Consider the following 25,580-nt stretch of genomic DNA (forward strand, 5'->3'; position numbering starts at 1 on the left):
TTTCGCAATTTGTCCATGAATGGTGCCTGACACCCAAATGAATAGAAAAGCGACAGGGTACCTGCGCTTTTCTATGCTGTAAGGTCATTATTTTTTGTCGTTGATAATATCCATGATTTCTTTTGCTGATTTGGCGGCAACCATTTTCTCGATATTTTCCATATCGGAACAAGTAACTGCGATTCCAGATAGGATTTCTAGATGTGTGCCATCCTTTCCCGCAATACCGAAAATCAAACGTACTTTATTGCCATCAAAATCAACGCCATTTGGTACTTGCAATACGGTGAATCCTGATTGAAGTACATCTTTTTTCGCTTCTTCTGTACCATGTGGAATGGCTACATCATTTCCCATATACGTAGAAGTCATCGCATCGCGAGCAATCATTGCTTCAATATAGCTTTCCTTCACGTATCCAGATTCCACTAATGCTCTACCTGCAAAGCGAATTGCTTCTTCCTTATTTGCGAATTGTTGATTTAGGAAGATATTTTTTTCTAATAACAATCCGTCATTGCTATCAGGCGTATCTTCAGGACTCGGAGCATTTGCTTCTGCGTCCTCTACAACCTCGTTTAATTCGTTAGTATCGCCATTTTTTAGCTGATCAATTAATTTATCATATTCCGGACTTGATAAGAAATTATCTACCGATACATGATAAGCGTTTGGAAGTTTATTTTTCGCTCTAGGCGTTAATTCTTCCTGCGTCACAACAATTTGTGCATCAGAAGGCAAGTTGCTAATAGCTGTATTCGTTACATTTATATTTAATCCCGCTTCTTTTACCTTTTTACGAAGAAGGGATGCTCCCATTGCACTGGATCCCATTCCTGCATCACAGGCAAATACAATCTTGCTTACGTGCTCAGGCATTTTTCCGTTGTTTTCCGCAAATACACCTGCAACAGAGCTTTTTTTGCCTTTCATTTCTTGCATTTTTCTTGCTGCTTCTTCAATATCTTCATCCTTTTGTTTACCTGTTTTTAGAATAAAGGCTGAAACAACAAAGGATACAATAGCCGCTACAAGAACCCCTGCAATGTTAGCAATATAAGCGCCTGCACTATGTGGAGTAACTGCTAGAACAGCAATAATACTTCCTGGTGATGCTGGAGCTAATAAACCGCCGCCTAAAAGAACTAATGTTAATACCCCACTCATACCACCAAGGATAACAGCGATGAATAACATCGGACGCATTAGTACATATGGGAAGTAAATTTCATGAATACCCCCAAAGAATTGAATAAGGGCAGCACCTGGTGCAGATCTTTTGGCTGTTCCTTTTCCAAATATACAATATGCTAACAATAGACCAATACCTGGTCCAGGATTTGCTTCAAGTAAGAATAGAACAGATTTACCTGCAGTTTTCGCTTGTTCAATACCAATTGGTGATAATACACCATGATTAATAGCGTTGTTTAAGAACAAGATTTTGGCAGGTTCGATTATGATACTTGTTAAAGGTAAAAGATTTGTTGCTACAAGCCAATCTACACCATTAACCAGCCATCCTGTTAACACCTTTACCGCAGGACCGATCGCCCAGAATGCGAGGATAGCTAAAGCCCCACCTAAAATACCACCGGAGAAGTTGTTAACAAGCATTTCAAAACCGGCTTTAATTTTTCCTTCGATTAATTGATCGAATTTCTTGATTACATAACCGCCAAGTGGTCCCATGATCATTGCACCAAGGAACATTGGAACTGTCGGTTCCCCTACAATAACCCCCATTGTGGCAATTGCACCGACAACGGCACCACGTTGATCATGAACGAGCTTACCGCCTATATAACCAATTAGTAGTGGCAGCAGATAGGTAAGTATCGGACTAACCATTTTGGCAAGGCTTTCATTTGGAGTGAAACCAGTAGGAATAAAGAATGCTGTAATCAGACCCCAAGCAATGAAAGCAGAAATATTAGGCATAACCATAGAGCTCAAAAAGTTACCAAACTTTTGAACCGCTACTTTTATATTTGATTGAGCCATTCGCTCTCTTCCTTTCATTAAGATAGTACATTAATAATGTTATGACACTAAAACACCACCTTCAACAAAAAGGAAACCTAACTTTGTCGCACAAACTTTGACAAAACTATTGTTTCTCAAAAAATGCGCAATCATTCACAATCACTATATGGTGTCGGGCACCGAGTGAAATTCGCACTTTAAATTTCACCACAAACGGACAATCCGCCAATTGGTCCACTCACAATAGACACACCAATTTGACAACTTTTACTTCCAATAAGATTAAAAAATTATTAGAGTGTCTGCGATTAATTTTGATTTCACTATTAATCTCTATAAAAAAAATCTAGAGATGCAATCCTCTAGATTTTTTGATCATTCACTTTTTTAATTTATTCTTCATAAATCATCTTAATGGTCATTCCACCATCAATGACAATATTTTGGCCAGTGACAAAGTCATTTTCCGGATCTGTTAAATAAAAGCAGCCTTTTGCAATATCTAATGGTTTTCCAACTCGTTTTGCAGGGTGCTGGGCATGATCAACGGCGCTTAATTGCGCATAGTTATTCGTTTCTATCCAACCCGGACTGATTGCATTCACACGAATTCCTTTTTCACCTAATGAAACAGCCATAGCATGTGTTAGTGCGACAATACCACCTTTTGTCGCTGCATAGCCTTCTGAATTAGGCTCAGACATTAAAGCACGTGTCGACGCGATATTCACGACCGCACCGCCGTTTTTCATATATTTTGCTGCCTCACGCGTACATAAGAAGACACTGCGAAGATTTGTATTAATAATGTCATCCCACTCCTCCACTGTTAACTCTAGTGGGTCCTTCCATCTGGACACACCAGCATTATTAATGACAATATCAACGCTTCCACATTCCCTGGCTGCAGCAGAAAATAAATCTTCAATTTCCTCAGGATTTCTTACATCTGTTTTGATAAAAATAGCATTGCCACCATCTTGATTGATTTGATCAGACGTTCGCTGTCCAGCTTCTCGTTCTACCTCCGCAACTACCACTTTTGCACCTTTCTTCGCATATTCAATGGCGACCGTCTTTCCAATCCCATTTCCTGCACCTGTAACTACTACGACTTTACCCGAAAAGTTCATGGAAATTCTTCCCCTTTTCTAAAATAATTTGCTATACCTATTTTACCTTTAAAACTTCCAGTAATTAAATTTTTCTATCTTTTTTTACATAAAAAACCTAACTCGTTATTAATAACCTAGAGTTTCATAAAACTAATAATTATGTATAATAAATGTATAATAATGCAGGGGAGAAAAGATTAATGGTAAATTCCGATCGTCTTTGGACAAGAATTCAAGAACTTTCACTCATCGGGCAAACTTCCGATAATGGTGTTACCCGTTTTGCTTATACAGACATTGAAAAAGAGGCGTATGAAAAAGTCAAACACTACATGCAAGAAGCTGGACTGCAAGTTACCTATGATTCTATCGGAAATTTAATAGGAACTTTACCTGGGGCAGATAATCTCCCCACTATCCTATTGGGATCACATATTGATACAGTACCAAATGGTGGTAAATTTGATGGAAGTCTTGGAGTATTAACAGCTATTGAGGTGTTACAGTCCCTTCAAGAACAAAATATTAAATTAAACCATCCGGTAAAGGTGATTGCTTTTAAAGATGAAGAAGGTTCCAGATTTGGATTTGGTATGATTGGAAGCCTAGCCGTAGCAGGTAATCTGAAAGCGGATCATTTACAATGGAAAGATGCAAATGGCATATCTGTACACGATGCCATGGTGATGCATGGATATGATCCGAACAAAATTCAAGAGGCTAAAATGGATAATATAAAGCTTTACTTAGAATTACATATCGAACAAGGGAAAGTTTTAGAGAAGGAGAATGTTCCTGTTGGAGTTGTAACGGGTATTGCTGGGCCACTATGGCTGAAGTTTTCTTTAAAAGGTGAAGCAGAGCATGCTGGAGCAACACCAATGAACCAACGGAAGGACCCTTTGGTTGCTGCCAGTTTGATTATTTCAGAAACGGAGAAATTGGCTAAGAAATATGAACATGCAGTAGCAACAGTTGGGACGTTATCCCTTACTCCAGGTGGTGTTAATGTCATTCCGGGAAGCGTGGAATTCACGATTGACATTCGGGATATTAACGAAGAAATACTTGACCAGTTAGAAAAGGAAATCAGGGACTACGCATCAAAGGTTGTGGAAGAACGCGGAATACATATGTCTATTGTGGAACTTCAAAAAATTGCTCCTGTATTATGTTCTAGTACCATTCAAGAAACTATTCAAGAGAGTATCGCTGAACTTGGCTTTCCTGTTATTTCTCTGCCAAGTGGCGCTGGTCATGATGGAATGCAATTTAAAGACAGCTTTCCAATAGGAATGATTTTTGTTCGTTCCCAAGACGGCATTAGTCACAATCCTAAGGAGTTCACCTCAAAGGAAGATGTAAAAATCGGTGCCGAAACAATGTTGCTTACACTTTCCAAGTTAGACCAGAGATAGTTCCATTTCACTTGATGTCTAGCCCAACCAGTGCTTAACTGTACATCACCGGTAGATACGTGACATGCGGGATGGAAAAATGGCATGCACAGCTAGTTTAATAGATTGTGCATGCCACTTTTGTTTGTTATCCCAAATCATGACCCGTAACGATGATATAACCTACCAAGAATACATTCAAGACAATAATGACGGCTGTGCATAGCCAAGCTAGAACTTTTACCCACATTTTATTTGCAAACTCACCCATTTTCTTTTTGTCACTCGTAAACACTACCAATGGTACAACCGCAAATGGGAGCTGTAAGCTTAGAATCACTTGACTCCATAAAAGAAGTTCCCCAGTTCCTCTTGAGCCAGCTATCCAAGTGACAATAAAGGCCGGTATAACAGCTAATAATCTAGTAATGAGGCGGCGCAGCCATGGTCTGATTCTTAAATTCATAAACCCTTCCATTACGATTTGTCCAGACAGAGTGCCAGTAATGGTTGAATTTTGTCCGGATGCAAGCAGTGCAACAGCAAATAAGGTACTTGCAATCCCTACACCTAAAGTCGGGCTCAGCATCTCATAAGCCGCTTCAATTTCCGAAACATCTACACCACTTCCATGGAATGCTGCTGCTCCAAGAATTAAGATAGCGGAGTTAATCAAAAATGCTACAGTTAACGAAAGAGCTGAATCCCATAATGAAAATTTAAGAGCCTCCCTCTTTCCCTCTCTATTACGTTTATACTGCCTTGTTTGGACGATGGAAGAGTGTAAATAAAGATTATGAGGCATAACAGTCGCCCCTAAAATACCTAGTGAAATAAATAGCATTTGCGGATTCGTTACAATCTCCGGCTTTGGTATATAGCCACTTAATAAAGAGGACACTTCTGGTTTGGAAATAATCACTTCATATGCAAAAACAGCAAAAATTGTTGTCATCAATACAATCACAATGGACTCAATAATTCGGAATCCTTTCTGCTGTAACAGCAATAAGAGCACTACATCCAGAGTAGTAATTAAAATACCGATTAACAAAGGAATACCAAATAATAAATTTAAGGCTATAGCCGAACCGATGACCTCTGCCAAATCCGTTGCGATAATGGCAAGCTCAGATAATATCCAGAGACAGAACGCTGTCTTTTTCCCTGTTGCATCCCGAGTCGCTTGTGCCAAGTCTCTTCCTGTTACAACCCCGAGTTTCGCTGATAAAGCTTGAAGTAATATAGCCATTAAATTGGATATTAATATGACAGATAACAACGTATAGCCGAAACGTGCACCGCCAGCAATGGAGGTTGCCCAGTTGCCCGGGTCAACATATCCAACAGCCACCAATGATCCCGGTCCAACGAAGGCAAGAAATTTCCGCCAAGTACCTGCCTTTTTAGGTATTTTCACCGAATTGTTTACTTCTTCCAGACTTACACTAGAACTTCTTTTTAACCATCCACGTTCTTCATTTGTTCGTTCAAGTTGAATGCCCACCGTAGCTCCTCCTCCTTATTTGGACGAGGAAAAATAATTTTCCCTCGCGCAAAAATTAGTCTAAAAAAATTTATTTCGATCATTTGTATATCAAAATCATATCACTATTTATTTGCCTTGTAAATAAATTTTTCCTTTGTGCAACTTTTTGTTATTAAGACAACTTACTATCCAAAATAATCCTATACTAGAAAGGGATCAAGCAATGTTTTCCCCTCCTAATAAAAGATTAACAGTTTTTTCTAACATATTTTCTACTGGGTAGATTGGTGAATAATATTTGATGCTGGCACTCCAAATAGACAAACTGCTTATTTGTTCTTATATGTGTACACTAACTCACCTTCGAAACCAATCAGCTCCTTCATCCATATGGACAAATGGTATGTCCGTATCTATTTCACCTTTTATTTTATCTAACCCCAAATTTTCTCCGTTTAGCCATCGGGCAAAATCAAATTGTATTGGCTCTTGATTACCGCCCAAGGCAATCCAAGCCTTCATTTCCCTTGGCAAATAGGCAGATGTATGAATGGTTCCCGCCCAGCTGCCATATAACTTTGAAAAGATTCCTTTGTCAGCGTCATTTAATAATCGAAATGCATCTTGTGCATCCACAAGATTTTCTCGGTTTTTCACCATAATTTCTAATCTTCGCTTAGAATCGACCAAATGATTACGATTCTCTTGTGTCATGATTTCAAAATGGTTCGTACATGCATTTGACCTGCGAACTTCCACCCTTCGCGGGGAGGTTTCCACTATATATGTCTCTCCACTGACATCATAGACAATATAACTGAAGGAATGGCGATGCGGTATTTCTTTTAACATTGCGACCGCGTCGTCAACATTAGCACAAGCTTCTAATATTATTCTCCCTATCATACAACAAATAAAGCCATCTCCCGGATTCTTGCGATGCATAAAGTTATAGCCAAGAGCTAATCCTTTTTCGTTCATGCCATCCATTCTTCCAGTCACACGCTGGCTTGGTCCCACACTGGCGTATCCTTGATCCGTCGGTTTGAAAAAGACATATCTCCCTTCATACGTTTTCGGATGATAGTCATAATTGCGAATTAAATAGTAATCCCCCGTTAAAATGGAACATCCTGAACGGACATAATCTAACCGGTATCCCCCAAATTCCATCAGAACGCGCTCCATTGGCCATTGTAAGGCCGCTTGCAATCCAAGCAATTCCTCCCATACTCCCGGTGCAAATCTAGTAATCGCTTGTTTGACTTCCTCTACTTCAATCGTAAATCTAGGCTTTCGCACCTTCCATTGATTCTCGCGATTTTTAACCGTAATAGAATCCCTTAGTTTTTCTCCTTGCAAAAAGCCGAAATCATAATGCGAGCCACGAAATTGAATTATTTCACTATATATTTGCTTCAAGTTGTATCCCTCTCTCATACGAACATCTCCTTTAAGAATAAAGGATTTTATATGAGAAAAAAAGGAAATAGACGTGGATATCCGTCTTCTATTTGTTTTGAGTATTCCGATTCCTTTTCTCATCTATTTTTAATAATTCCTTAAGCAGAAATTAAGTAAAACGTTATAAAGTAACTAAGTTAAAGAAAAGGGTAAAGAAAATTGCCATCTTAATTTTATACATGGTAAAAAACCCTTTTTTCTTAACCACTTAAGAAGAAAATAATGCCGATAGTACGTCGTTAAACAGTTATTTATATAGATTGATAAAACTGCTCTAATTAGTGCTTTTATTAACGAAAGGGGAGTTTTATGAAGAATATCAGGAACTTAGTATTCCATTACTTTCGAGAACAGCCACTAGCGGCCGCTTTAGCTTTATTAATTGTACTTCCACCGATTGGGATCTTGTATATGCTTACCCTTGGGGCAATGGAAATGTTTCGGGTGATAAAAGGAACGAGAGAAATTCCCTTGGATATTATTACCATACTATTTTCTATTCTATTTTTATCCACGATTGGGGCAGCAATCCAGCAGCAGCAATGGAGCTATCTCTCCGTTTCTCTAAGCATAATAGGTTTTTATGGAGTATATTTGTTTAGTATGAATCTGAATAAAGTGACTCAGATGAGACACTTTAGCTGGGTGATTATATTTGGCGGCATTTACCAGTACTTGTTTGGTACCTTTTGTTTGATGCTATTTCGAACAGGCTGGACCAATAAACTGTTCGGATATTTAACTGGGAGTGAATTATTAGGCTTTTTAAGTCATAAACGTTTATATGGATCAGCCTATAACCCTAATTACTCAGCCTTTTTATTAGTGTTTGCAATGGGGTTTTTACTGGCCGAGCTTTTAAAAGCTATAAAGATGAAGGTTTATAAGCGAATCGTTCTTTATTGTACCTTCTTGGTGTTTCTTGTTGCTGGTATTATTGAGACAGGATCACGTTCAGGGTTCGGAGTAATGCTAATTTTATTCGGGATATTTTTATTAAGATTGAGTTGGAAATGGTCGCTATTTACCGCGAGCATTCTAATAGCGAACGGTTTTTGGCTTTACCGCTTTATTCCAAGAAGTTATGACATATTCAAAAATTTTGAAACTCGTCTCTTTATATGGAAAAACAGTATTAATTTAATTAAAGAATATCCTAGTTTTGGTTTGACACCACTTGGATTTCCGACCGAATATTTCAATCTAACCGGACACCAGGCAGCACATGCCCATAATATCTTCTTAGCCTTTTTTACAGATTTCGGGATACTTGCAGGGGTTGTATTTGTTGGAATAACCATTATCTTTATGTTTCAATTTCTAAAAATGCTGAAATATAATCACAGCAAAAGTATTTTTGACTGGTTCCTATTCTCGTTGCCGATTCTTGGCTTAACCGGGATTTTAGATTTTCCATTATCCTCGCCACAGATTGCTTTACCAGCCATTATTATAGTAAGCAAGTGGCAGCAGTACACGTTGCGAGCTAATCAGTCATTTAAAAACAGACAAACTGCTTTACTTCAAAATAAATAAGCACCAGGCTTCTCTCTTATGCCTGGTGCTTTTTTTACACATAAAAATCTTCCATTATAAAACCTACCTTTCTACACAAAATATAGAAACAAGGAAAGGGGGGCCATACATGACAAACAAAAATGATAACCGTGAACGCAAAAACAAGTATCCCAACAATAAACAAAATACCGAATTCTCAAAGGACATAAATATCCGCAGCGAGATCACAAAAAAAGATCACAAAAAATAAATAAGGTGTCAGGCACCACTCATGGACGCTGTCCACGGAGGGTGCCTGACACCCGATAACTATTTTTTAATTTTTACTTCTGCGTTCATACCAGGCAGCACTTTTGATGATGGTTGATCGATAGAGATTTTCACAGGGACCTTTTGAGTTACTTTTGTATAATTACCGGTTGAATCGGATGGTAGTACAGAAAATACAGAGTTTGTTGCATATCCAATTTCATCCACATTGCCTTTAAATACAACTCCTGAGTCGCCATCTACCGAAACATCCACACTATCGCCTTCTTCAATGTCTTTTAAGTCTGTTTCCTTGATATTCGCAATAATGTATAGATGGTCCATATCTGCTTCTTGAGCAAGAACCTGTCCTGCTTGAACTAATTGATTTTTTCTAGCTTCATTTTTAATAATTTTGCCATCCATTCTGGCATCAACTGGAACGGAATTTTTACCATCAAAAATATTCCCTACATTTTCCTTGTTAGAAATATCTTCTCCATTTGATACACTCCAGTCTGTTAAGACACCGGATTTCGATGCTACCACTGGCATCATATCAGCAGAAACGACAGCATCATTTGTTTTTAAATAATGCTCATGTTCATAGTAGAAATAAGCACCTGCTGCTACTAACAGAAATACTACGATAACTCCTATAATATTGGCCAAAATTAATCGACGAGCCATAACTTTTCTCCTCTCAAAGTCAAATTTATTTTTAACATTTAGGCAGTTGGTTCTGTAATTTTTTTATCTGACCTTTTAACCTTCTTCTCTTTTTTTACAAGCCCAATTCCTTTACCTGTCGCCATTTTAACAATCGATGCGGCGAGCATAATTACACCGACCCCAAACATGATTGTAAAAAGATTATGATATGCCATCAAAATGGCTGATTTTTTCGTGTTTGCTATTAATTCATATGAAGTCATACTTTGGGCATCCTTAACAGGCAGTCCCATACTTACGAATCGACGAGTCAAATTGACAAGTTCCGCATTCGTTTCGGAGTCAAATTCTCCTAAATGCCCTCTAATATTTTCATATTGAATATGATTTTGCGTTGAAATAAACCAGGCAACAATTGGCGTAACCACTGCCCCTGTAAAGTTCCGGATTGTATGCAGAGTACCTGAACGCATTGATGCAAAATGTAAGTTTCCTGCAAAGGCTGTCCCTAATGCACCACTAACGAGTACCATACTAACACCTGCTCCCAGAAGCGCGATTTCAACGTATAGCACTGGCAAGGAAACAGCAGGCGTCATCGTTCTCCATTTCCAGCTGACAAACATAACGGCTAGAGAGCCGATGATCCCTAATTTTCCAGCACCTAACGCACCATAGAATAGTGTTTTAAAAATAGCTGTAAACACGATTCCTACAAAAAAACAGCAATAGAAAATTAATAAATAATGAATTGGAAGATCTTTATTATGCCGTAAAAATCCGTTAATCCCAGCAAGAGCTAACACAAGTAAAATATGTGATGCTACCGCCATTACAGTTCCCGAAATTGGTTTGGCTGCCTTCAACGTTCTAAAAGGTACTATTGGGGTTTCTGCTTTTACGTCCACTAATATAAATAAAACTAATAATATCATTGCAATAACCAAAAAAGGCCAAACATAATAAGAGGTAAAACCTTTATTCATTAAGTTGCAAAGTGGAATGGAAAGTACTAACATAAGCAAAATCAATAAAAATAAACCCGTTTTATCAATTGGGGGATGCTCATGCTCTTCCACTATTTTTGGCAATGCAAAAAATCCGATGATTAAGCACAACAATGCTGATATAACATTTAACAAAAACAACCAGCGCCATGCATCCACATCTAATGAAAGTGAACCGAAAAATGCTCCTGCAGCTGTAGCACCGAATAATCCAGTTATAATAAAGAATAAATACGTATTTCGGATATTATTAGGAAATGATTTTAAGCTGACAGGCAGCATCGTTAAAAACAGAATTCCTGCACTGACACTCTGAATGATTCGGCCTATCACAAGGATCACTAAATTAGGTGCAAAAAGATTAATAAGCGAACCACATAGAAACAGTAATATAAAGGTTAAGTAATTTTTCCTTACCCCAAGAGCTCTAGTAATCACGGGACCGAGAGGAACCCCAAGTGCAAAGGCGATATTTGAAAGTGTTGACGGAATAAGTAATTGTTGCGACCCAAGACTGAGGCCATTTTGAACAATTTCTTGGTTCATTGTGTAGGACAAATTTGCAAAATATTGCGGCCCAATGGCGAAAATGGTCAAAAAAGAAATGATTAAAAAGCTAGGAATTTTCATAATTCCCTTTGAGTTTGGTGTATTTTCTTGCTCCATTCCATTTCCTCCTTTCATGAAAATAAATGATGAAAGACTTTGTTGTTTAGAAGATATATCAATCCTTGTCTACAACGTAGCCTTATGGAAAGAATGCAGGATGAAAAGTGTCCTGCATATTTTGTAAAATCAAATAAAAAGAATTTCCACTAAAGGAAATTCACAACACGTACAATAACTTGTATTATGCAATATGTATTATACAACTTTAAAAACTAAAATTGCAATCTTTTATTTATCACTTCCTGTAGTTCCCATATGGTCGTACGCGTGAATCAATAGTACCTTTTCCGAGCATTCCCCCAAAAAATTACTAAATAATATTGTGGATTGAGGTAATTCCTCACTCATTCGTACATCTTCCTTGGATAACAAGGATTAATAAAAAAATACTGTCCATCGTAATGGAGACAGCATTTTATTTACGCCATGATTTAAAATCCTGATTTAAGCGAGAAAGGTTCCCTTCCAATTGTTTCAACTGATCTTCGGACCAATCATGTAGCATTTCTTTATAGGCAGCGTATCGCGCTTGCTGAACCTTATGAAGAATTTCTTTCCCTTCATCCGTCAATTCAACAAGGCTGATTCTTCCATTTTGTGAATCAGGAAATCGTCTAATATATTTTTTAGATTCCAAAGCTGCAACCTGTCTACTTGCAGTAGAAAGATTCAGCAATAATTTATCTGCAAGCGCATTGATTGCTAACGGGCTCTTTTTCTCTAGCTCACTTAACAATAAATACTCGGACCGGTCCAAACTCCCTAGCTTTGGACTATGCGCTGTTGTTAGCCTGACAAGAAGCGCAATTTCATACTCGATCAACTGAAGAACATCCTCTTTCAAACCTGACTCACCCCTAATACAAAAAAACATACAACCAAAACCTTTTCTTGTAGTATAACACAAAAGGTGTCCGGCACCACATAAAGACAACAGTCCACTAGCGGTGCCTGATACTGCATCTGGAAGGTTGTTTTCCACCCCTTCACTGTTCGACATTTTCATAAGAATTTAGTAGGAAGAACACTTTCTTTGCCGAAGAGATACTTGTTTTGTCACATGGAAAGGAATCTGAATTTTTAAGGAGAATAACTCTTATAAAGAAATGGCTAATAGTAATCGAAATTGGATAATAGCAGGAAAATTCACGTTCCTGCGATATCAATCAGCCGAATGAAAAGGGGGAAATCACTTGAATACGGCAACTGCAGCAAAGCTACTAGGTATTTCACAAAGTACATTAAAACGCTGGATTAAAGAATTAGACCTTGATATGAACAGAAATGAACTCGGACATTATGATATTCAAGATGAAGATATTTCTGTTTTGAAACAGGTTAAAAAGCAAATTCAAAACGGAACATTTCTGCAAGATGTCACTATCTCCCGAAATAAAGTCCGAAAAGGAAAAACAGCAATTCTTTTAAAGGAATCTACTGCCGATATACTCGTTCAAAGAATGAATGATCTGGAAAAAAAACTGAATGAGAAGGCCGACAAGGTTGTTTCTTACCAATTATTAACCCACAGAAAAGAGATTGAGGATTTGGAAAATGAAATCAATCGCCTCAACACCCACGTTGAGCTCTTAGAGAAAAAACTAGCTGAAAATGAATCGAAGGACATCTCTAACAACAATGCCAACTCCTATAAAATAAACAAAAAAAGAAATTTATTTTCAACGTTATTTAATTTCTAATATAGCTTTGTAAAACCTGCTTCTAAGAATCCTACTTAAAAGTAGTTGATAGGATGGCTGTATAATGGATTGTCACGTATAAGCTTCATCAAAACTCCTTACATTTTGAAGTCGCAGCAAAAGTGGATCCTGTTCACTTGCCAATCAACAAAAACTAAATCATTAATAATATAGAATATCGGTGTTTTTTTATAAAAATGATGTGTGAAACTATTAAGTAAAATAAAAAGCAGGTGTTCTATCCTTTTCCAAGGTTTAACATCTGCTTCTGGTAATTATTTTCATTCCTCGTGATTATCGAGCCATTCCTGCGAAGCTTCCTCAATTATCGTCGAATGACCATCGCCTTTTCTCGCTACATAAATTTTCGGCTCTTCTGTTTCTGTAGCAACAACAAACGGAAACTCCACATTTGTCGCAACTCCCCATTCCCCCTTCGTATTCATACAAATCAGTGACATGGCGCCAGCTTTTCCTTTTCGTTTCGTTAATTTATCGTGAAATTCGTACACTGCTTTATCTGCTGCTTGTTGTGGTGTAAGTCCCTCTCCCATCAGTCGGACAATTTCGTAGCTAAGGCAGCCTTTCATCAGGTCTTCTCCCAAACCAGTAGCAGTGGCTCCGCCAATTTCACTATCCACGTAAAATCCCGAACCGGATAAAGGGGAATCTCCAACACGACCTTGCATTTTCATAAATAACCCTGAAGTAGAGGTCCCAGCTGCCATCGAGGTTTTGGCATCTAAACAAACAACCCCTACTGTGTCATGCCCATCATATGGACTTAATTCGCTTTTTATCATCTCTTCTATCCGCTTTTCCCAAATTGATTTTGCGGATTCCGTCAGCATATTTACTCGTTCAAAGCCATTTTTTTGTGCATAGGCAGTTGCCCCATCTCCAACCAGAAAACGATTGAATTGTTGTTCACTTAATTTACGAGCTACAGAGATTGGATTTTTTACGTCCTGCATCCCGGCAACCGCACCAATATTAAAATTATCCCCATCCATGAAGGCTGCATCCAATTCTACGATTCCTTGTTCATTTGGAAGACCGCCGTATCCAACTGATTTATAGAATGGATGATTTTCTACTTCCTTAATGGCCATTTCCAAAGCATCTGCAGCACTTATATTATTTTTCAATTCCCCGGAAGATTTTTTAACACCATCGTAGGCCATGGCCCATGTTGCAATCATTCCCCACTTCACTCCTGCTTGTCCCATCAAAATTCCTCCCCAGTTATGTGGCTTTTATGTATTCTTAGACACTAGTTATAAAATGAGTATATCCTATATCGACAATGGATGGTTATAGGAAAATTGTTCATTTGATAAGCGACCATTTTATCACGATTGTTCCCATTTTCCTTGCCTTCTCTTGTTTTCGGGAACAATACTGTCATAATTGTTCCCATTTCTCTTGTATCCTCTTAATTTCGGGAACGATTCTATTACTATTGTTCCCGTTTTCCTTGCCTTCTCTTGTTTTCGGGAACAATACTGTCATAATTGTTCCCATTTCTCTTGTATCCTCTTAATTTCGGGAACGATTCTATTACTATTGTTCCCGTTTTCCTTGCCTTCTCTTAATTTCGGGAACAATACTATCACGATTGTTCCCGTTTTCCTTGCCTTCTCTTGTTTTCGGGAACAATACTATCACGATTGTTCCCATTTTCCTTGCCTTCTCTTAATTTCGGGAACAATACTATCACTATTGTTCCCATTTTCCTTGCATCCTCTTAATTTTAGGAACAATACCAGCCCTTTTGTTCCCATTTCCGCTGCACCTCCATATTTCCGGGTACTATCTTCCTTCTATAGATACCATTTTTCTCACGCTCTACCTATTCATTACCGTTTTCCAATCAGCAAAACATTAAAAAAAGGCCACCAATCCAATGATGACCGTCACTTTTTTCCTTTAATTTCATCAACCGATTCTCTCAATAATTGTCGCATTCGCCATTCCATGGCCTTCGCACATGGTTTGCAATCCATATCTGCCACCAGTCCGTTCCAGTTCGTGAAGCATCGTGACCATGAGACGCGCGCCGCTTCCTCCTAATGGATGTCCTAATGCGATTGCCCCGCCATTTGGATTTAATTTCCTTGGATCTGCGCCTGTCTCTTTTAACCATGCAAGCGGAATAGGTGCAAAAGCTTCATTTACTTCAAAAATATCTATGTCGTCGATATTTAGACCAGCCTTCTTCAACGCTTTTTCCGTTGCAGCAATAGGACCTGTCAACATCAAAGTAGGATCAGAACCAACTACTACCCGGGTGTGAATACGAAACTTCGGTTTATAGCCTAATTGTTCCGCTTTTTCCCGGGACATCAATAATAAGACGGCAGCACCATCACTAATTTGGCTGGAGTTTCCGGCATGAATAACACCATTTTCTATAAAAGCTGGCTTTAAGTTCCCTAACGCTTCCAGGTTGGTTGCTTTTCGCGGACCCGAGTCTTCCTTAAATATCTCCTTAGTGCCGTCCTCTAATGTTACTTCAAGCGGCATAATTTCTTTTGTAAAATATCCATTCTCCTGTGCGTACAATGCTTTCTGATGACTTTCAAATGAAAATTGATCTAATTCTTCCCTAGTAAAGCCATATTTTTCTGCAATTCGTTCCGCAGATAAACCCTGATGGATGATTTCATATTTCTCTTTCAATCTTGCGCTAAATGGGGCTCCCTGATAGCTAGAGCCAATTGGAATGCGAGACATATTTTCCACTCCGCCTGCAACAACTATATCCATGTCCCCTGATAGAATTGCTTGCGCGGCAAAGTGAACAGCCTGTTGGCTTGAACCGCATTGCCGATCAATGGTCACCCCAGGCACCTCCATTGGATACCCGGCGATAAGTGCTGCCACTCTGGCGATATCTCCAGTTTGTTCCCCAATTTGGGATACACATCCTAAGATCACGTCTTCAACCAGGCTTGGATCCAACCCAGCTCGATTCACAAGCTCTTTTAAAACCTCGCCTGCTAAATCATCCGGGCGATAATCCTTTAAAAATCCATTTCTTTTTCCGACTGCTGTACGCACTGCCTCTACAATAACAACATCCCGCATCTTTTTCTTCCCTTCTCCATTTATAATAGGCATTACCCTATAAAAAGCCTTATACAAGTTTTCATCCATTTAAAGCCCCAAGTTCTTCGCAATAATCGTTTTCATGATTTCATTGGTCCCTGCATAAATACTTGCTACTGGTATATCACGATAACGTCTGGCAATCTCGTATTCTTCCATATAGCCGTAACCGCCATGTAATTGCATACATTCTGTCGCAATTCTTCTAGCTGTGTCGGTTAGCTTCCATTTTGCCATTGAAACCTTCGTTACAATATTTTCTCCTTGCAGGTGATCAGCTATCAGTTGGTCCAAAAAGGTACGCCCCATTTCAATATCTGTCGCCATTTCCACCATTTTAAACTGTGTATTTTGAAAAGAGCTAACCGGTTTTCCAAACACATCCCTACTCTTCACATAATCCATGGTGATACGCAGCATCTCTTCCGATGCAATTTGAGCTGCAATCGCAACAATCAGTCGTTCCTGCTGAAGTTTTTCCATTAAATAGCGAAAACCCTTTCCTTCCACACCAAGTAAATTTCCTTTAGGAACCTTGCAATCCTCAAAAATCAACTCTGCTGTATCCTGAGCATGCAGCCCTACCTTATGAAGCTTTCTCCCGCGCGAAAAACCAGGGGTATCGCGCTCCACAACTAAAAGGCTGATTCCCTTATGCCTAGGTACTGCATGAAGGTCAGTTTTACAAGCTACCACTACTAAATCCGCCGCAATTCCATTTGTAATAAATGTCTTTTGCCCATTTAATAAATAGTAATCACCTTCCAGCTTTGCGGTTGTTTGAATATTGGAAAGATCAGAACCAGTACCAGGCTCGGTCATCGCAATCGCCGTAATGAGTTCACCAGATGCACATTTCGGCAACCATTTTTGCTTCTGTTCCTCTGTTCCGTATGAGTTAATATAAGGAACCACAATGTCATTATGGAGCCCAATGCCAATCAAACTGGAGCCAACCCGTTCCAGTTCCTCATTTATCACGACTGAAAAGCCCCAATCTACTCCACTGCCCCCATACTCCTCATCGATATCGGGGCAAAGATACCCCTGCTCCCCCATCTTTTTCCAAAAGGAACGCGGAATCATTCGATCCTCTTCCCATTTTTCGTAAAATGGATAGGCCTCTTTCTCTAAAAATTTCCTCAATGATTTTCGAAAAATATCATGATCTTCCGTTAAATAAGGATGAGCCATTATGAATCTCTCCTAATCTCCTATTTTTCACTTTGTCCGAGGTCCATCTTGAAATCGTTTATTTCATATATATGCAATAAACATGCCGTTTTGCTAAGCGGAAAACTTAGATAAGCTCCAATCAGCCTTTTTCACATATTTTTCCGTATAAAACTGGCAGCTTCACATGACTAGGATATTTTGAATCATGAAAAACTCTTTGTGTGACAACCAATTGCTCTGAATCTTCATATGGATTTCCGCCTGTATTATTATTCCTGCATTTGTGTTCTTCTACGCATGTCTACCTTACTATGCATAATTTGATTTTCTTTAAACTGAATCTTGCCTTCATATACACCTGCACAATAATAATGGAAAACGGTTTGATTTAAATAATTTCTCATATGTTACTCCTCCTTTCACATTGAAATGATTGTCCCTTTCTTTGATTTGACTCCTTCATGATAGATAAAATTTGCAGCAGCTAGATCCTCTATCGCCAATCCAAGGGATTCAAAAATAGTAATCTCTGAATCTGATTGCCGTCCATGTACTTTTTTGGTCAATACCTCCCCAAGTTCCCCTACAATATGATTGGAATCAATCACCCCTTCTTTTAGAGGAAAAAGGTAATCTCCTGACTCATTCAAAGCTGATTCCACTCTATCTACATAAAATAAAGACTTTCTCACAAGTTCCGAATCTAGTTCCCTATCTGCTGCTTTGCAAGCGCCAACTGCGTTTATATGGGTTCCTTCCATTACCCATTCCCCACATAAAATTGGTTCCGTGGATGCAGTCAAAGTACAGATAATATCTGCCTCTCGAACAGCACCTTCAACCGTTTCAAAAACATGGATAGAGACCGGATATTTTTGCTCCATCTCTGCCTTCCATTCTTTTGCTTTTTCCATGTTTCTGCTCCATATGTTCACCTGTTTAATAGGTCGAGCTAATAAAATTGCCTCTAAATGAGTTCTCGCCTGTTCCCCTGATCCTAATAAACTAAGAACCTCAGCATCCTTTTTCGATAATGCTTTTGTTGCAACAGCGCTAACAGCCGCAGTACGGATTGCTGTAATTTTCGTTCCATCCATGACAGCCTTTAAACTCCCATCCTTCGCATCATTGAGTAGAACAACCCCTTGGTGTGATGGTTGGCCGTGTTGATGATTCTCAGGATAAATCGTAATTACCTTAGCACCAATTACTTCCTCTTTCCGCAAATATCCTGGCATAAGACCCATTAAATTATCCTTTTCTATCGGCACTACCGACCTTAGGTGTTGAACCGCCTCTCCAGCGGCCAATTCCTTTAATACATCCTCCATCACCTGAATGCATGCTTTCATTGTTAAAATATCTTCTACTTGTTTTTGATTTATAACAAGCATTACGTCACCCCTGTCAGTGAAAAGATGAAAATGTAAAAAGCCTCTTTTTTATTAATGAAATTTTCTATATAATGCAAATTATACATCACTATGGGGGGCGATTCTTCTGAAAATCACTAAAATCCACAAAAAACAATACAAGGATGCCTTACGTTTATCTTCCTACGCCTTTCAATATGACTATTCAGAGCGAGAATTAGAAAAGAAAATAAAATCATATGAAGACCAGGATTTATATGGCATTTTCGATGGGGACCAGTTAGCGGCAAAGCTTCATATCCGCCCTTTTCATATTTGGCTGGAACAACAACAAGTTAAAATGGGAGGAATTTCAAGTGTGGCAACCTACCCGGAGTACCGCCGGAAAGGTTATGTCCGAGAGCTGCTAATACACTCCTTATCTGAAATGAGGAGAAACGGGCAAACCGTCTCCTTTCTACATCCCTTTTCCATCCCTTTTTACCGTAAATTTGGCTGGGAGGTTTTCTCCGAGTTCCTTACTCTATCTTTGACAAAAGCAGATCTTATCCGACAGCCGCAACAAAACGGATATATTAAAAGATTTTCAAGGGACTCCAACATAGAAGATTTAAAAACTATTTATCCTCAATTTGCTGATAAATTTATTGGAATGATGACGAGGGACCGTATTTGGTGGAAGGAAAATGTCATTCAAAAATCGCAAGTTGCCATTTATTATGATCAACATCATACCCCGCTAGGTTATATGCTTTATGACATTTCAAAGAAAGAAATGGAAATCAGAGAGTTTGTACCGTTAAATCATGAAGCTCGAATCGGACTATGGAACTTCATTTGCCAGCACGACTCGATGGTAAACAAAGTAGAAATGTATACGTATGTGTCTGATCCGCTCCCTTTTACCCTTTTTAACCCTGATATAAAAACGGAACGAAAAACATTTGGGATGGCTAGAATCGTGGATGTAAAAGAATTTTGTAAAATTTACCCTTTCCAATGGTCGGATCAAAGCTCTGTTACCTTTCAAATCGTGGATGAACATGCTCCTTGGAACACAGGAACATATACATTGAACAAAGACATGGGGCTATCCTTTTCACCAGAATTAAGACAAAACACAGGGCTTTCCTTTACCATTAATCATTTTACCGCACTGCTGCTTGGGTTTAAAACCGCACAGCAATTATCCGATGCAGGAGCAATCAAAGGAAGTAAAAGCGAGATGGAAGCTCTGCAAAGTATATTGCTTCAGAAAGAACCAAGCTTGTTTGATGGGTTTTAGAGATTTTTTGATAGAAAATGAGAGCAGATAGGAAGGAGAGAGATTCTTTATTAAACACTATTAAAGCAGTAGTAATCTAGATCATTATAGGGAAACAATTGCTTGGACAGTAGTTTACGTGGGGCAAATCAGCCCCTTTAATTACCAGTTCACTCCATTGAATGGATTTTTGGGCACCTATTCTTCTTTTTGGTGACCGCTTCCTTCTTCCTACAGTCTTTTTTGGTACTTATCCATCGTAAATAAAAGGAACCCCTATTCTAATTAGAGAGGGGTTCCTTTTAAACGATTACTTCTTACTCACTTTTTCTCTTAACAATTCAAACACTTTCGCTAATTTTTCTTTCGGAACCTTTTCATACTGATCCCCGATACTTACCTCATAACTACAGGAATTTTCATCAGTCTCTTGCAAATAGCCTGTTAGACCGATACCGGTTTCCTTATATATCTCTATTAAAATAGGCTCAAGAGCTCCTTTAGCAACATCAAAATGAACGTGGAACATATTCGAAACCGGCACTAATGGCTTCGTCTGAACGGAATCACACTGATTATAAAACGCAGCAAGCTCCTTTGCCTCCTCATAATATTGCTCCATTTTCGGAATCCTCCGATCAAAATAATAATCCGAACTTACAATATAAGGATATAAACTTATGAGATCCCCGCCGTGGCGACGTTTCCAAACCTTTGATTTCTCGATAAAATCTTCGTCACCGGCCAAAATAGCTCCAGCGATTCCACCAATCCCTTTATAAAAGGAAACATATACACTATCAAAAAGCGCACAAACCTCTGCAGCAGTCTTTTGATAATAGGGAAGAATTTCAAAAAGTCGAGCGCCATCCAAATGGAGCTTAATCCCTTTTTCACGGCAATAGGAAGAAATCGACACGAGCGTATCATAATCCGGTAATACCCCGCCAATTTCCCGTTGCGGCAGCTCAAGCAATAAACAAGCAATCTCCTGATCTAAATCTACTACATCTTTCAACTCTATTACTCTATTTTTATCCGCAAGCAAAACAGGTTCAATATGATGTAATTCTTTTAGACCGTCCTCCTCATGTATTTCCAAATGGCAAAGCGGGTGATACGCCACCTTTTTCAATCCCTTTTCATCACACCAAATTCTTAAAGCAATTTGCTGTGCCATTGTACCGCTTGGAAAAAACACTGCCGTTTCTTTTCCTAAAAATTCTGCAATTTTCGTTTGAAATTCTTCTATTACTTTCCCTTTTCCATACATATCACTTTCAAATTCACCATCTACTTCAGCAAACGCATCTTTCAAAACTTGCACATTTCTTTTTCCATTGCCTGCAACCTGATAGTTTGTTTGTTTAAAAGCTTCCAATAAAGGATTTTGTTTGCTCATCACTTAGACTCCTATTCAAAATATTATCTATATATAGATAATAAAGCATTCCATGTCACCAGTCTAATCGATAGATTAAAAACCTCTCATTAGGATTATGTTCTATTAAATCACGTAATGGAACCTCCTGCTTCAACACAAAAGCAGTTTGATTTTCTAAAAAATACATATATTCATTTGCTGGATAATATAAAATCAATTCAACATCCCGCTTCACTTTTTCAACAGATTGCAGGATATGGTTAACTACTTTCATAAATATTTGCACGGAGAATGGGTTAAAAAAGTAAAAACGATTATCTTTCGGATCTATCTCATAATCCTCCGCTATACAGCAATGAAAATAAATCTTATCTGCCCCATGATGATTCTTTTTCAAATAATTTTCCCGATTTGCCATTGCATCCCGGAAAAATTGTTCATTCATTTCTATCCCTACCGCCGTTGCATGGAAGAAGTGATGTATGTAAAAGTTTAGTCTCCCTTTTCCACAGCCAAAATCAACTATCCTATCCTTGCTTGTTAGCTCATATTCGTCAAATAGAGTCTCTAGTGCATGATAAGGTGTCGGCTCATAGCGATGATAATGTATAGACTTCAGAAAGCCTTTTTGTTCTTCTCTTGTTTTAATATTTAATAGTGCATCAAAATACTTTTCGTTCATTGGAAGCTCCTTTAGTTAATCCCTTTATAAAATAATATTATGGATGTACATGCCGCCTAATGCTTACAGTTCCGAATAAAACCACATCATATGTATACAACAATGCCTGAAATCGCAATATTCACTGTTATAGCTTAGATAAAAAGACACTCGAAAAATCGAGTGTCTTACAATTATCATACCATCACTTTACAAATATCATTCGTAAATTCAACCGGGTCACCAATTGGTAAGCCTTCAATTAACAGTGCTTGGTTGTATAGTAAGTTCGTATATAATTTTAGCTTATCCTTATCGTTTTCAAATGCATTTTTCAAAGATTGGAATACTTCGTGATTTACGTTAATTTCCAATACTTTTTCCGCCTTAATATTTTGGTTGTTCGGCATTGCATTAAGAACTTTTTCCATTTCAATAGATAAGTCGCCTTCAGCTGTTAGACATACCGGATGCGTTCTTAAACGCTTAGAAACTTTTACATCCTTCACCTTATCTGCTAGGACCTCTTTCATGAAGTCAAACAGATCTTTGTTTTCCTTTTGTTCGGACTCTGTAGTTTCTTTGTTATCTTCCTCAATTCCAAGATCACCGCTTGATACGGATTTAAATTCCTTCTCTTTGTAGTTCATCAGCATTTTAATGGCGAACTCATCAATATCATCCGTGAAATACAGAATTTCATATCCTTTATCTGCTACAAGTTCTGTTTGTGGCAGTTTCTCAATCCGTTCATTAGTTTTACCAGTGGCATAGTAAATATATTTTTGCTCTTCCGGCATTCTGGATACATATTCGTCCAATGTCACTAATTTCTTTTCCTTCGATGAATAGAACATCAATAAATCCTGGAGCACATCTTTATCTTGTCCAAAGTCACTGTATACACCGAACTTTAACTGTCTGCCAAAGGAGTCATAGAACTTTTCATATTTCTCACGATCATTTTTAAGCATGCCTTCTAATTCACGTTTAATTTTGCTCTTAATGTTTTTGGCAATAAACTTCAATTGTTTATCCTGTTGCAGAATTTCCCTTGAGATGTTCAGCGATAAGTCTTCAGAATCGACCATCCCTTTAACAAAGCTGAAATAGTCAGGAAGCAAATCAGCGCATTTTTCCATGATTAAAACGCCGCTGGAATAAAGCTCTAGTCCCTTTTCAAATTCTTTTGAATAGTAATCAAATGGAATATTCTCCGGAATGTAAAGAATCGCATTATATCTCACCGTACCATCCACACTGATATGGATATGTTTTAGCGGTTTATCAAAGCCGTAACGCTTTTCTTGATAAAAATTCTCATAATCTTCGTCTGTTAACTCACTTTTATTTTTTCTCCAAATCGGAACCATACTATTAATGACTTGTTCCTCTTTGTAATCCTCAAACTCGTTTTCGCTTCCCTCTTTTGGTCTTCTTCCTGTGACCTCCATTTTAATTGGGTAGCGGATGAAATCAGAATACTTTTTAATAATCGATTTTAAACGGTACTCTTCTAAATATTCATCATAAGATTCATCTTCAGTGTTTTCTTTGATTTTTAAAATTATCTCTGTACCTACAGAGTCTTTTTCGCATGGCTCGATACTGTAACCATCAGCACCGGTAGATTCCCACTTGTATGCTTCCTCACTGCCTAATGCCTTGCTGATAACCGTCACAACGTCCGCAACCATGAAGGCGGAATAGAAACCAACACCGAACTGACCAATGATATCATGTCCGTCCTTTAATTCATTTTCATTTTTAAACGCAAGGGAACCGCTTTTTGCAATTGTCCCAAGATGGTTCTCAAGTTCTTCCTTCGTCATCCCGATTCCAGTATCGGAAATCTTCAATAAGCGGTTATCCTTATCCGCTTCAATTTTTATATAATAATCATCTTTATTAAAGGTTAACGTATCATCGGTTAACGTTTTGTAGTAGATTTTATCAATCGCATCACTAGAATTGGAAATTAACTCTCGTAAAAAAATCTCCTTCTGAGAATAGATAGAGTTAATCATCATTTCAAGCAGTCTTTTCGATTCAGCTTTGAACTCTTTCTTTGCCATTATGATATCTCCCTTCCATATAAATAGTTTCTATTCATCATTTTAGCACTCTCACTTTACGAGTGCTAATCATTTATTTATTATCATAAAAAAATTGCTTCCGTCAACTGTCTAAACGAACTGTTTTGATCAATCGAAATAATTGATTAGAGATACATTTTAAATTTTCATAAGTCTTGTTTGTATTCATGGCTTGTTCGAGTGCCATCGGCTCATTCATAATCGAAAAATACGATGTTATACCGAGATCGTTTAAAGCAGAGGAATCAGCAGTGACACCTCCAGCCAATGCAATAACTGGAACATGATACTTGTCTGCTAATTGGGCAATTCCAGACGGAGCCTTCCCCATAGCCGTTTGACTATCTAATCTACCTTCACCAGTAATGACAAAGTCTGCTGCTTTCAAATATTTCTCTACCTGAAGCACATCCAGAATGAGCCGGGTTCCTGATTGAAGCTTACCATCTAAAAATCCAACAAATGCCCCTCCAAGTCCGCCAGCTGCTCCAGCTCCTGGAAAATGATGAACATCCACATCTAATTGTTTCTTAAGCACCTTACTAAAATGCCGAAGACCTTCGTCGAGTTCCTGAACTATCTTCTGATCAGCACCTTTTTGAGGGCCAAAAATATATGCGGCACCGTTAGGCCCATATAAAGGATTATTCACATCACAGGCAATATAAAATTCGCAATTTTTCAGATCCGGGTGAACATCATCCATCTTAATTTTTTCAATAGCTTTTAATGATTGTCCATTACTTCCTACTGATTGATTTCGATTGTTTAGAAAATGAAATCCTAACGCTTGAAGCATTCCAATACCTGCATCATTTGTAGCACTGCCGCCAAGGCCGATAATAAATTGGCGACACCCCTTATGAATGGCATCCAAAATGAGCTCCCCGACTCCATAGGAAGTGGTCAATAGCGGGTTTCTTTTTGCCAAAGGAACAAGAGTCAAACCGCATGCCGCAGCAACTTCAATCACTGCAGTTTTTCCATCGCCCATAATACCGTATCTAGATTGTATTTTTTCATTTAGCGGTCCGGTTACAGGCAAATCGATAAAGATTCCGTTTGTTGCATGGATTAGTGCATCTACGGTTCCTTCGCCTCCATCCGCAAGTGGAATTGTGACAATATCCGCATCCGGAAACACTGGTAAAATCCCTTCCGCAATCGCTTTCCCGCCTTCAATGGAGGAAATACTGCCTTTAAACGAATCTATTGCTATTAATACCTTCACGATCGATACCCCTTTTGG

General features: G+C 38.4%; 21 protein-coding genes. 5 read left to right on the top strand and 16 right to left on the bottom strand.

The window, feature by feature from the left end; translation table 11 throughout:
• Positions 1–87: 87 nt before the first annotated feature.
• Both NSQ59_RS24370 and NSQ59_RS24375 read right to left on the bottom strand, forming a co-directional pair.
• Positions 88–2,004, bottom strand: a complete 1,917-nt coding sequence (locus tag NSQ59_RS24370; RefSeq protein WP_340832956.1) for a PTS mannitol transporter subunit IICBA — start codon at positions 2,002–2,004, stop codon at positions 88–90.
• A 374-nt stretch (positions 2,005–2,378) separates the two neighbouring features.
• Positions 2,379–3,119: an SDR family NAD(P)-dependent oxidoreductase gene (locus NSQ59_RS24375; RefSeq protein WP_055741820.1), complete on the bottom strand. Its 741-nt coding sequence runs from the start codon at positions 3,117–3,119 to the stop codon at positions 2,379–2,381.
• A gap of 182 nt (positions 3,120–3,301) precedes the next feature.
• Here NSQ59_RS24375 and NSQ59_RS24380 point away from each other — a divergent pair, with 182 nt between their 5' ends.
• Positions 3,302–4,519, top strand: coding sequence for a Zn-dependent hydrolase (locus NSQ59_RS24380; protein ID WP_126649057.1), 1,218 nt, complete (start codon positions 3,302–3,304; stop codon positions 4,517–4,519).
• A gap of 127 nt (positions 4,520–4,646) precedes the next feature.
• Here NSQ59_RS24380 and NSQ59_RS24385 read toward each other — a convergent pair whose 3' ends face one another.
• Both NSQ59_RS24385 and NSQ59_RS24390 read right to left on the bottom strand, forming a co-directional pair.
• The gene (locus NSQ59_RS24385) at positions 4,647–6,005 is read right to left on the bottom strand and encodes an Nramp family divalent metal transporter (protein WP_055741818.1); all 1,359 of its coding nucleotides are present in this window, start codon (positions 6,003–6,005) and stop codon (positions 4,647–4,649) included.
• A gap of 339 nt (positions 6,006–6,344) precedes the next feature.
• A complete protein-coding gene (locus tag NSQ59_RS24390) occupies positions 6,345–7,409 on the bottom strand; it encodes a C45 family autoproteolytic acyltransferase/hydolase (RefSeq protein ID WP_055741898.1) in 1,065 nt (354 codons plus the stop codon).
• A 351-nt stretch (positions 7,410–7,760) separates the two neighbouring features.
• Between NSQ59_RS24390 and NSQ59_RS24395 the strand changes: the two genes are divergently transcribed.
• Together NSQ59_RS24395 and NSQ59_RS24400 are read left to right on the top strand one after the other, a co-directional pair.
• Complete coding sequence (locus NSQ59_RS24395; protein WP_055741817.1) at positions 7,761–8,987, top strand: O-antigen ligase family protein; 1,227 nt, start codon at positions 7,761–7,763, stop codon at positions 8,985–8,987.
• 109 nt (positions 8,988–9,096) lie between these two features.
• A complete protein-coding gene (locus NSQ59_RS24400; RefSeq protein ID WP_268888412.1) occupies positions 9,097–9,219 on the top strand; it encodes a hypothetical protein in 123 nt (40 codons plus the stop codon).
• Positions 9,220–9,278: 59 nt separating this feature from the next.
• Here NSQ59_RS24400 and NSQ59_RS24405 read toward each other — a convergent pair whose 3' ends face one another.
• The 3 genes from NSQ59_RS24405 to NSQ59_RS24415 form a co-directional block, all read right to left on the bottom strand.
• The gene (locus tag NSQ59_RS24405) at positions 9,279–9,908 is read right to left on the bottom strand and encodes an HlyD family secretion protein (RefSeq protein ID WP_055741816.1); all 630 of its coding nucleotides are present in this window, start codon (positions 9,906–9,908) and stop codon (positions 9,279–9,281) included.
• A 38-nt stretch (positions 9,909–9,946) separates the two neighbouring features.
• Positions 9,947–11,563 carry an MFS transporter gene (locus NSQ59_RS24410; protein WP_340832957.1) on the bottom strand — a complete coding sequence of 539 codons (1,617 nt, stop codon included), beginning with the start codon at positions 11,561–11,563 and terminating at the stop codon, positions 9,947–9,949.
• A 418-nt stretch (positions 11,564–11,981) separates the two neighbouring features.
• A complete protein-coding gene (locus NSQ59_RS24415; RefSeq protein WP_055741814.1) occupies positions 11,982–12,410 on the bottom strand; it encodes a MarR family winged helix-turn-helix transcriptional regulator in 429 nt (142 codons plus the stop codon).
• A gap of 349 nt (positions 12,411–12,759) precedes the next feature.
• On the opposite strand from NSQ59_RS24415, the gene NSQ59_RS24420 reads away from it, so the two are divergent.
• Positions 12,760–13,266, top strand: a complete 507-nt coding sequence (locus tag NSQ59_RS24420) for a MerR family transcriptional regulator (protein WP_340832958.1) — start codon at positions 12,760–12,762, stop codon at positions 13,264–13,266.
• A 281-nt stretch (positions 13,267–13,547) separates the two neighbouring features.
• Here the strand turns inward: NSQ59_RS24420 and NSQ59_RS24425 are convergent, their stop codons facing one another.
• The 5 genes from NSQ59_RS24425 to NSQ59_RS24445 all read right to left on the bottom strand — a co-directional run bounded on the left by NSQ59_RS24425 (position 13,548) and on the right by NSQ59_RS24445 (position 18,947).
• Positions 13,548–14,495 (bottom strand): N(4)-(beta-N-acetylglucosaminyl)-L-asparaginase, encoded by a 948-nt coding sequence (locus NSQ59_RS24425; protein ID WP_340832959.1) that lies wholly within the window; start codon positions 14,493–14,495, stop codon positions 13,548–13,550.
• Positions 14,496–15,204: 709 nt separating this feature from the next.
• Positions 15,205–16,356: a thiolase family protein gene (locus NSQ59_RS24430; protein WP_055741896.1), complete on the bottom strand. Its 1,152-nt coding sequence runs from the start codon at positions 16,354–16,356 to the stop codon at positions 15,205–15,207.
• A gap of 69 nt (positions 16,357–16,425) precedes the next feature.
• Positions 16,426–17,571: an acyl-CoA dehydrogenase family protein gene (locus tag NSQ59_RS24435; RefSeq protein ID WP_340832960.1), complete on the bottom strand. Its 1,146-nt coding sequence runs from the start codon at positions 17,569–17,571 to the stop codon at positions 16,426–16,428.
• 251 nt (positions 17,572–17,822) lie between these two features.
• Positions 17,823–17,957, bottom strand: a complete 135-nt coding sequence (locus tag NSQ59_RS24440; RefSeq protein WP_340832961.1) for a hypothetical protein — start codon at positions 17,955–17,957, stop codon at positions 17,823–17,825.
• A 15-nt stretch (positions 17,958–17,972) separates the two neighbouring features.
• Positions 17,973–18,947 (bottom strand): ornithine cyclodeaminase family protein, encoded by a 975-nt coding sequence (locus tag NSQ59_RS24445; protein ID WP_340832962.1) that lies wholly within the window; start codon positions 18,945–18,947, stop codon positions 17,973–17,975.
• Between the two features lie 121 nt (positions 18,948–19,068).
• Between NSQ59_RS24445 and NSQ59_RS24450 the strand changes: the two genes are divergently transcribed.
• Positions 19,069–20,211 (top strand): GNAT family N-acetyltransferase, encoded by a 1,143-nt coding sequence (locus NSQ59_RS24450; protein ID WP_340833201.1) that lies wholly within the window; start codon positions 19,069–19,071, stop codon positions 20,209–20,211.
• A gap of 289 nt (positions 20,212–20,500) precedes the next feature.
• On the opposite strand, the gene NSQ59_RS24455 is transcribed toward NSQ59_RS24450, so the two are convergent.
• From NSQ59_RS24455 to NSQ59_RS24470, 4 genes are all read right to left on the bottom strand, one after another.
• Complete coding sequence (locus NSQ59_RS24455) at positions 20,501–21,592, bottom strand: threonine aldolase family protein (RefSeq protein ID WP_340832963.1); 1,092 nt, start codon at positions 21,590–21,592, stop codon at positions 20,501–20,503.
• A 55-nt stretch (positions 21,593–21,647) separates the two neighbouring features.
• The gene (locus NSQ59_RS24460) at positions 21,648–22,256 is read right to left on the bottom strand and encodes a methyltransferase (protein WP_055741806.1); all 609 of its coding nucleotides are present in this window, start codon (positions 22,254–22,256) and stop codon (positions 21,648–21,650) included.
• Positions 22,257–22,432: 176 nt separating this feature from the next.
• Positions 22,433–24,310, bottom strand: coding sequence for a molecular chaperone HtpG (gene htpG / locus NSQ59_RS24465; RefSeq protein WP_340832964.1), 1,878 nt, complete (start codon positions 24,308–24,310; stop codon positions 22,433–22,435).
• 103 nt (positions 24,311–24,413) lie between these two features.
• Positions 24,414–25,562, bottom strand: coding sequence for a glycerate kinase (locus tag NSQ59_RS24470; RefSeq protein WP_340832965.1), 1,149 nt, complete (start codon positions 25,560–25,562; stop codon positions 24,414–24,416).
• Between the last annotated feature and the right edge of the window lie 18 nt (positions 25,563–25,580).

It is taken from the genome of Margalitia sp. FSL K6-0131 (assembly GCF_038008735.1).
Classification (GTDB): domain Bacteria; phylum Bacillota; class Bacilli; order Bacillales; family Bacillaceae_C; genus Margalitia; species Margalitia shackletonii.